The sequence below is a fragment of the Salipiger mangrovisoli genome (assembly GCF_015223355.1).
Lineage (GTDB): Bacteria > Pseudomonadota > Alphaproteobacteria > Rhodobacterales > Rhodobacteraceae > Salipiger > Salipiger mangrovisoli.
Window position 1 is genome coordinate 194,298 of the sequence record NZ_JADFFK010000012.1, and the last position, 8,999, is coordinate 203,296.

At 66.0% G+C, this 8,999-nt stretch carries 5 protein-coding genes; 4 read left to right on the forward strand and 1 reads right to left on the reverse strand.

Going from position 1 to position 8,999, the window contains the following annotated elements; translation table 11 throughout:
• The first annotated feature begins 14 nt into the window (after window positions 1–14).
• The 4 genes from IQ782_RS16870 to IQ782_RS16885 all read left to right on the forward strand — a co-directional run bounded on the left by IQ782_RS16870 (window position 15) and on the right by IQ782_RS16885 (window position 7,335).
• Complete coding sequence (locus IQ782_RS16870) at window positions 15–1,745, forward strand: thiamine pyrophosphate-binding protein (protein WP_194135829.1); 1,731 nt, start codon at window positions 15–17, stop codon at window positions 1,743–1,745.
• Window positions 1,738–4,566: a peroxidase family protein gene (locus IQ782_RS16875; protein WP_338092601.1), complete on the forward strand. Its 2,829-nt coding sequence runs from the start codon at window positions 1,738–1,740 to the stop codon at window positions 4,564–4,566. Before IQ782_RS16870 ends, IQ782_RS16875 begins: the two co-directional genes overlap by 8 nt.
• A gap of 25 nt (window positions 4,567–4,591) precedes the next feature.
• On the forward strand, window positions 4,592–5,971 hold the full coding sequence (locus IQ782_RS16880) for a hypothetical protein (protein WP_194135830.1): 1,380 nt from the start codon (window positions 4,592–4,594) through the stop codon (window positions 5,969–5,971).
• 614 nt (window positions 5,972–6,585) lie between these two features.
• On the forward strand, window positions 6,586–7,335 hold the full coding sequence (locus tag IQ782_RS16885; protein WP_194135831.1) for a sulfotransferase family protein: 750 nt from the start codon (window positions 6,586–6,588) through the stop codon (window positions 7,333–7,335).
• Window positions 7,336–7,578: 243 nt separating this feature from the next.
• On the opposite strand, the gene IQ782_RS16890 is transcribed toward IQ782_RS16885, so the two are convergent.
• The gene (locus IQ782_RS16890; protein ID WP_194135832.1) at window positions 7,579–8,646 is read right to left on the reverse strand and encodes a hypothetical protein; all 1,068 of its coding nucleotides are present in this window, start codon (window positions 8,644–8,646) and stop codon (window positions 7,579–7,581) included.
• Window positions 8,647–8,999 lie beyond the last annotated feature (353 nt).

Genomic DNA, 8,999 nt, shown 5'->3' on the forward strand with positions numbered 1-8,999 from the left:
TCCACGGAGTTGCAATGCGTGTCTACGAAGCGATTGTCGAAGCACTGGCCGACATCGGCGTTGATGCGGCCTTTGGCGGGGCCGGGGAAAATGCCGCAGGGCTGATGCTGGCGCTCGATGCCTCGAAGAAGATCCGCCCGATCCTGGCGAAGAACGAGCAGGCCGCGGCCTTCATGGCCTGCGGCTACGCGATGTTCTCGGACCGGCTGGGGGTCTGCTTTGCCACCGCCGGGCCAGGCGCGTTCAACCTGATCTCGGGGCTGTGCGTGGCGCTGACCGACAGCTACCCGGTGCTGGCGATCAGCGGCTATTCCACCGTGGCCTGGGAGGGGCGCGGCGGGCTCAATGAAACCTCGGGCCGCGCGCGCACGCCGAACTCGCGCATGATGTTCGACGCCTGCTGCAAGACCGATCCAGCCACCGGCAAACCCGCGAACTACCTCGTGACCGATCCCGAAAGGCTGATGGACACGCTCGAACACGCGCTGCGCGTCGCCTTCGCGGGGCGGCCCGGCCCGGTGCACATCGCCATCGCCGAGGATATTACCGGCCGCGGCGTCGAGGTGCCGAACTTCCGCCGCATCGAGGTCCGGCCCGAGCCGGTCGCCGCCGATCCGGCGCAGATCGAGGCCGCGGCCATCGTGCTCGAGGACGCGCTGGCACGGGGCGACCGGGTCTGCGTGCTGGCGGGTTTCGGCGCGATCCGGGCGGGCGCCGGCCCCGAGCTGCGCCGCTTCATCGAGAGGTTCGAACTGCCGCTGCTGACCACGATGGACGGCAAGGGCATCGTCGACGAGGAGCACCGGCTGGCGATCGGCATCTTCTGCGACAGCGGCCACAAGGCGGCGCGCGACATCTGGGAGAACAGCGAGCTGGTTCTGGCGATCGGCAATTCCTTCGCCCAGCACGCGACCTTCGATTTCAACGAGGACCTTTTTGCCGGCAGGCAACTTGTCCACATCAACATCGACCCCGGCGAGATCGACAAGGTCTACAAGGTGGATGCGGGCGTGGTCGCGGATGCCAAACTGGCGCTCGCCGCGCTGCACGCGCGCCTCGACACGAGCATCGGACCGAGGCCCGAGATCGACCACCGGCCGAAGGATTACGACGAGTGCTTCGTGATCGGCGTGCACAAGGGCCTGCATCCGGGGCGCATGGTGCAGGCCATCTCGCGCAATCTGCCGCCGCGCGGCGTGGTGCTGGCCGACGCAGGGGCGCATGCGGCCTGGTGCGGCTACTACCTCGAGATGCGCGAGGGTCAGAACTTCCGCAAGCCGGGCACCTACGGACCGATGGGCATCGGCGTCTGCGGCGCGCTGGGGGTGAAATTCGGCGATCCCTCGCGCCCGGTCGTCGCCGCGGTGGGTGACGGCAGCTACCTGATGATGGGCTTCGAGCTGATGACCGCCGTCGCCCATGACATCCCGGTGGTCTGGGTCATCTTCAACGATGGCGAGTTCAAGCTGATCAAGCTCTACCAGCTCTCGGCCTTCTTCGACACGGCGCTGACCGAGTTTCCGAACCCCGACTGGGTGGCCTATGCCCATGCTTGCGGGGCCGAGGGCTACCGGGCCGAGGACGAGGACGACTTCGAGGAGGTGTTCCGCAGGGCCCTTGCCTCCGGCAAGCCGACGCTGATCGACGCGCGCATCACCCGGCTCGCCCTGCCCCACTACAGCCCGGACCCCGAGGGCATCCTCTCGGCGCTCTGGCACGGCATAAGGGAGAGGATCGGTGTCTGACGGTGGCGATGGCGGGGTGCCCGCCGAAACGGTGAGATGGCGCGAGACCTATCACGGCGGCTCGCCCGAGGCGGAACGGGCCGAGTTCCTCAAGCTCACCGAGCTGATGCTCGATGCGCAGCTGAAATCGCGCAAGGCGGGCAAGGCGCGGCACGTCGACCGCGCCTTCCATGCCAAGTCGATCGCCGCCTTCTCCGGCGCGACGCTGACCTTCGCGGCGGATCTGCCGGACGCGCTGCGCGTCGGTTTTGCGCAGCCGGGCGCCCGCTATCCCGCGGCTGTGCGGTTTTCCAACGCCGCCGCCTTCGCCAAGTCCGACGACGAGAAGGACCTGCGCGGCCTGGCGGTGCGGGTGACGGTCTCGGAAGCCGAGCAGCACGACCTGCTGGCAACCAACTGGCCCGTGCCGCATGCCCGCGACGCGCATCAGTTCGTGCATTTCGCCCATGCGGTTTCGGGCGGCGCGCTGTCAAAGGCGGCGGGGCTGGCCGGGCTGTGCCGCGAACTCGGGATCAGCGAGGTCCGCCGGATGCTGGCCAACCTGCGCGAGGCACTGCGGCCCTGCGACAGCGTGGCGCTCGAAAGGTACTGGAGCCGCGGCGCGATCCGCTGGGGCACCGAGGCCGTGCGCTACGCCTTCACGCCCGCGCGCGGCACGCCGGGAGCCTTTCCGGCCACCGGGGCGGGCCGCCTCTCCACCGAGTTCGCCCAGCGCATCGCGGCGGGCGACGTGACCTTCGAGCTCTACGTCCAGCGCTTCGTCAGCGAGCACCTCACCCCCATCGAGAACGCCGCGCAGGAATGGGCGGAGCGCGACAGCCCGCCAATCCTCGTCGCGACGCTCACCCTGCCCCGGCGCGACCTCAGCCGTCCCGAGGCGATCGCCGAGCAGCGCGCGCTGGAGGATGGCGGCTTCAACCCGTGGAACACCACCGAGGAGTTCCGCCCGCTCGGCCATCTCAACCGCGCGCGCAAGGCGGTCTATGACGCCTCGCTGCACCACCGTTCGGCGCTGCGCTGGCGCGCCGGACGCGCGCCGCTGCAAAACCGGCTGCTCGGCGGTGGCACCCGCTGGGCGCTGCGTCAGGCCAACAAGCGCGTGCCCTGGCACCGCATGCCGCTGCTGGTCAGCCTGCTGAACCTCGACGCGCTGCGCCATGACCTGCGGGTGAAGAACCTGATCGACACCGAGCCGCGCGAGGCCCCGCCGGCGGCGCGCCCGCTGCCCGCAGGCAGCCTGCCCGAGGAGCGCGCGTTCCGCAGCTACGACGGGCGCGCCAACGATCTCAGCGATCCGCAGATGGGCGCGGTCGGCGCGGCCTTCGGGCGCAACATGCCGCTCGAGACGATCCCGCCCGACGCGCCCAACGCCGTCACCGTGTGCCGCGAACTGATGGACCGCAAGAGCTTCATCCCGGCGCGCACGCTCAACATTCTTGCCGCCGCCTGGATCCAGTTCCAGGTGCACGACTGGGTTGCTCATCAGCGCCGCAGGCTCGGCGAGGAGGACCTTGTCGTGCCGATCCCCGGCGCCTATGCCGACTGGTCCTCTCGCCCCGGCGGCGCGGCGGCGCGCGAGATGCGCATCTCGGGCAACGTCCCCCATCCGCGCGCGACCGACCCTTGGGTCTTCGCCAATACCACCTCGCACTGGTGGGACGGCTCGGAGGTCTATGGCGCCGATGCCGAACGCGCCCGGATGCTGCGCGAGGGGCCACGCATCCGGCTCGACGGGGGCTTCCTGCCAGAGGACACCAACGGCATGGAAATGACCGGCTTCAACGAAAGCTGGTGGATGGGCCTGTCGGTCATGCACACGCTCTTCTCGCGCGAGCACAACCTTCTCGTCGGCGAATTGCAGCGGGCCTATCCGCACTGGGACGACGAGCGGCTCTACCAGACGGCGCGGCTGATCGTTTCGGCGCTGATCGCCAAGATCCACACGGTGGAATGGACCCCCGCCATCCTCGGCACAGAGGCACTGGACATCGGGATGAAGACCAACTGGTACGGGCCGCCCTCGGGCGCCTGGCTGACGAGGCTCGGCATCTGGCTGACCGATGTGCATGCGCTCAAGGGCATTCCCAGAACCATGCCCGACCATCACGCCGCGCCCTATTCGCTGACCGAGGAATTCGCCACGGTCTACCGGATGCACCCGCTGATCCCGGATGATTACATCTTCTACGACTACGCGACCGGCAAGGAGCGGGCGCGCCGCGGCTTTCTCGACATCCAGGGGGTCCATGCCGACAACCAGATGCGCGACATCGGGCTGCGCGACGCGCTCTATTCCTTCGGCACCGCCCATCCCGGCGCGATCACCCTGCACAACTTCCCCAGATCGCTTCAGCACTTCGAACGCGATGGCGAGGTGATCGACCTGTCGGTCATCGACATCATGCGCACCCGCGTACGCCGCGTGCCGCGCTACAACGGCTTCCGGCGCGGGCTGCACATGCCCGAAATCAGATCCTGGGATGAGCTGACCCCCGATCCCGAGACCAACCGGCTCTGCCGCGAGATCTACGGCGCGCTCGACCATGTGGACACGGTCGTCGGCCTGCTGGGAGAGGCTCCACCCACCGGCTTCGGCTTTTCCGACACGGCCTTCCGCATCTTCATCCTGATGGCCTCGCGCCGGTTGCAGTCGGACCGCTTCCTGACCGTGGACTTCCGCCCCGAAATCTACTCGCCGCTCGGCATGGACTGGATCGAACGCAACTCGATGACCAGCGTGATCCTGCGCCACTGCCCGGAACTGGGGCCGGTGCTGCCGCGCGACGCCACCGCCTTCGCGCCCTGGCGGATGGTGCCATGACCGCCGCTGAGAGGAGAAGCCCGCCATGAAAGACCACGACCCCCGGCATTCCGGGCTCGACGCCTTCCTCAAGGAGCCTCTCGCCCGCGTGCTCTGGTCGCGCCGCACCCGCCGCGTGCCACGCGGCTACGACGTGCCCGCGGGCTCGGCCTCCTACAGGTCGAAGGCCGCGCCGATGCCGCTCGGCAAGCTCGAGGAGGCGATCCTCATCGCGGCAACCGGGGCCACCGGGCTGACCATGCCCGACCGCCCCTGGCAGGACGAGACGACGGGCGCGCCGATCATGTCGAAGCCGAACCTGGTGATGGATGGGCGCACCGCAGGCAGCCCGGACAACGCGCAGGGCACCTATTTCTTCATGATCAACGACGAGGGCACCTATTTCATCCGGCATCTGCCGCCACCCGACCCCGGCGCGGATCCGTGGTCGGAAGAGCTGCTGCTCTCCCGCGCCGAGGCGGCCAAGGTGCGTCTGCTCGACCACCGGATCGACGTGCCGAGCGGAATGCGCGACTTTCCCGCCTATCTCGACTCCAACCGTTTCCTGTCGAACCGGCCCGGCACCACCCTCTTCTTCCCGGTGGTCGATCTTTCGCATCAGTACATCAACGGGCTGATGTATCTGCTCACCCAGCCGGACAAGGCCCGCCCCGCCCTGATCGATGACCGCAACTTCTACCGTCCGGCCGGGACGCGGAAATGGATCCAGAACGGCTTTCTCAACAAGGACATCAAGCTGCCGCTGGGTGCGGTTTACCAGATGCGCACCGAGATAGAGGCCAGCTTGCTGATGCAGAACCTTTTCCTCGTGACGGAGGCGCTGGGGCTCGGCGCCTGGATCCACGGCGCGATCTCGCCGCCGGTTCTGATGGGGGATCCGAAGTTCCGCGGCAGGTTCGGCAGCATGCTTGGCTTCGACTATGTCTCGCCCAAATGGCGCTTCATGGACCTGCTGCGCTGGCACTGCCTGCCGGTCCGCGCAATGAAACACGTGCGCAGCCACGCCATCGGGCTGCGGCACCGGGGCGAGGCGCTGATCCGGTGCAAATGCCCGCCCAACTACGCGTCGATGTCCGAGGCGGTCGACACGGTCATCGCCGGCAAGTTCGGCCCGGGCGGTCTCTACAAGAGCGCAGACACCTTCGAGAGTATCTACAAAGGAGACTTCGGCGCGCGCTACCTCGCCGAGGCGGCGGAATACGACGAGGATGTCATCGCCTGCTGCCGCGACATCTGCAGCTACATTTTCGACACCCACGGCCGGTTCCCGGCGCATTGCGACGCGATTCACGCCCCCGGCATCTGGCTTCAGGCCCATCACGTCGAAGAGGAGTACTACGACCAGTTGTTCCGCAATGGCACGACTGAAAGGCAGCGTGGGCATCTGGCGCGCTGGCATTCCTGAGGGCCACGGACAGGGCCTGGGGCGCGCTACCGTATCGCCCCACCGGCCCTGGTGATGACCCGCCACTGGACTGCATGCCTCGGCGCCCCGTGCTTCGACAGTCGGCGCGCCCCGCAATGACCTTGCTCGCTCCGCGCGCCGGAACCTGCGCAATTTTCCAACGCGCTTTGGGGAAAGTTCCATCCCGCACCAACAGGCAGCCCCGGGAAGCGCGTATTCCGGCAAAAAATCGTTGCCAGCCCCCGCGGCGGAAGGCAGCATGAGCCACAACGGGGTTCTATTTCGAAATCCTCGGGAAACCGACCTTCTCCGACAAACTCGGGGGACAGAAGTTCACGGGGGCTCCTGCGGCACGTATTGTCGTGCCGGTCACCGTGGCAGTCAGGCTGGGGCTCGTTGGCGACCAGCCTGCCGCGGAGAGGCAGAATTTGAGGTGAGTGGCATTGCAAGACGAGGTGCCCGATTATGTCATTTTTTTTGAGGTCTAGTGTATGCGTTTGACTGCAAGAGGAAGATCGGTGAGCTGGCCTCGGATACGTCACCGCGCTTCGATAGAGACACGGCGAATTGTCAAGAAGTTAAGGCGGTTCGGCCAGCCCCCCGGTGAACGCCGCATGTTGCTGATACTTGGATGCCAGCGCTCTGGAACAACCATGTTGAGCGAGGTGCTGTCGCAGGATCCGCGAAGTGATGTGTTCCCCGAAAAAAGCGCGCTGAGCGACCCGGCAGATGCCGACGGTCTGCGACTGCGTCCGCTCGAGGATGTGAAGGAAAAACTGGCGAAGAACACCGCCGACCTGATCGTCCTCAAGCCGCTGGTCGAGAGCCAAAACGCCCGAGCACTGCTGGACAGTCTTCCGCGCTGCCGCGCCGTCTGGATGTTTCGCGATTACCGTGATGTCGTTCGGTCGAACCTCAAGATGTTCGGCACTGACAACGGTCGCCGCGACTTGTCGGCGATCTTGAACGACCGGCAGGATTGGCGCGGGGAAAACGTGCCCGAGGATATCCTCCGGCTGGTCCGCGAGGCCGCCGAGGTGCCGACGGAAGCCGATGCCGCGGCGCTGTTCTGGTATGTCCGCAACACGCTCTTTTTCCAGCAGGCGCTTCAGGAGGATCCCCGTGTCCTGCTGGTCCCCTACGAGATCTTTGTCCGGAACCCCAAAGTCGAAACGGACGCCATCCGGCGTTTTGCCGGTGACCAGGGTTTTGCAAGGACAGATCGTTATCAGATCTCCTCGAAGTCTGTCGGGGCCGGGCGGGACGTTCCCATTGCACCTCGCGTGGCTGAACTGTGCGATGATCTCCTCGCGCGGCTCAATCAGGCGTGGGAAACCCAGTCTGCGACAGCGCCGTCAAGCTGACCTCATCGCACGCGCTCCGCCTCCGGAAGCCGAGGGCAAGGTTCCTCGGCATGCCGGGGGCGGAGAAGAAAGGCCTCGGTTTGTCCGACTGATCCACTCTCGGCTCGCCCGAGGCTGAGTTCGGTGAGCGACTTGGCCATCTCTTCAGCTTCCTGCGCGGCGTGGTGGTTTGCTATCTCTTCCGCTGAAACAGGCTGAGGTCGAACCGCGGGCTTTTCTCAAGAGCGGGTCACACCTCGGCGGTTACAGAACCGCCCTGGCAATGCGGAGCATCTGCAGCAGCTCATATTCGGAGTCCTTCAACTGCACCAACTGACCGTTCAGCACGGCGTAATTGTCACCGGTACCGAGCTGCGGCAAACGGTATAGGTCGATCATTTCATCCTGCGTAAGGGCGGCCGTGGGGGCGATCCGCACACCGTCCGTCAGGTCTCCAACCTGTGCCAGTTCGTTCACCAAAAGGAGCGACCTGTAATCATCTTGGTCGAGCAGGACCGGCATACCGTCGATCAGCCCATAGCGCTGGCCTCGCGGTGCGGGGTCGAGACCGAAGAGGGTCGCAATCTGGTCCGACTGAAGCAGGAGAAGCTCGGGATCGGGATCGCCGGGGAAGTCGGAGCCGAGCCAGTCGTTGCGACGTTCAAGCCAGAGCTCGTCATATCCGTCCTCATCGTATGAGGCCCACTCGTCGTAGGTGACCCCTTTTTTCGCCAAGCCGGGCGGCACGCAGGGGGGATCCTTCTTGGCAAGGCCCGGCGGGCAATTGCGGTAGGCAATGAGCTCGTCCTGGGGGATATCCCCCACCAGCAACTGCGGTGTCGCCAGAGCGAGCGCGGTGGCCCCCACCAGAGGTATCATGTCGCGGCCTGCGGGAGCCGGTGTCGAAACGATACGGCGCACGATATTTTCGCGCTCGGCCGGGGTGAAGCCGGGGCGGACGTGGGCGCCGTTGCCTTTCCCATCCGATGCCTTCGCGACAGCCTTGCCTTTCACCCCCGGTTGCGGTCCTCCCGCATGTTTCGGCTTGCCGTTGCCAGCTTGAGCATTTCCCTTGCCGGGCTTGGCATGTGCATTTCCTGCCTGGGCCGCGCCGTGACCGGAATTTCCCTTTCCGGCTTTGACTTTGCCCTTCTTAAGAACCTTTTTGCCGTTGCCGCCGTGCCCGTTGCCATTTCCGTTCCCCTTGGCGAGCCAGATTTGCGCGACCCCTGCCACGCCGCTGACATCGGCTTTGGTGTGGATGGGGGCAGCAGAGAGGGATGTCGAAGACAAGGCGAGCACCAAGGCGCTGCCGATAAGAACACTCTTCATGTCAAACGCCTTTCCATTTCGGAGCCCAACGCGGCAATCCCGCGCTGTGTTCCGCTCGCCATGGGTATGACCGGACGTTGCACAGCCAACCTGAGCAACTTGGGCCCTTGATCGAGATGCAGAACAGCGATCAGCGGCGCATGAGTGGCAAGCAGGATCGGAAGCCGCTTGGCGGTGAACGCGCCATTTGAAGCTGCGGTTCGCCGCGAAGGAGAGCCCTGCCGGGGTGGATGCTTAGCAGCGCGGACACAACCGGATTTGACCCAAGGACCGTCTTAGACCCCATGATCGCGGTGTGAGCCTGACTGGGCTGGCGGCCTCTCCCGCGGCATTCTCCGTTCGAGGGTTGCGCC

Coding starts and splice junctions, on each gene's coding strand:
- IQ782_RS16870 (WP_194135829.1), top strand. CDS start 15: ATGCGTGTCTACGAAGCGATTGTCGAAGCACTGGCCGACATCGGCGTT.
- IQ782_RS16880 (WP_194135830.1), top strand. CDS start 4,592: ATGAAAGACCACGACCCCCGGCATTCCGGGCTCGACGCCTTCCTCAAG.
- IQ782_RS16885 (WP_194135831.1), top strand. CDS start 6,586: ATGTTGCTGATACTTGGATGCCAGCGCTCTGGAACAACCATGTTGAGC.
- IQ782_RS16890 (WP_194135832.1), bottom strand. CDS start 8,646: ATGAAGAGTGTTCTTATCGGCAGCGCCTTGGTGCTCGCCTTGTCTTCG.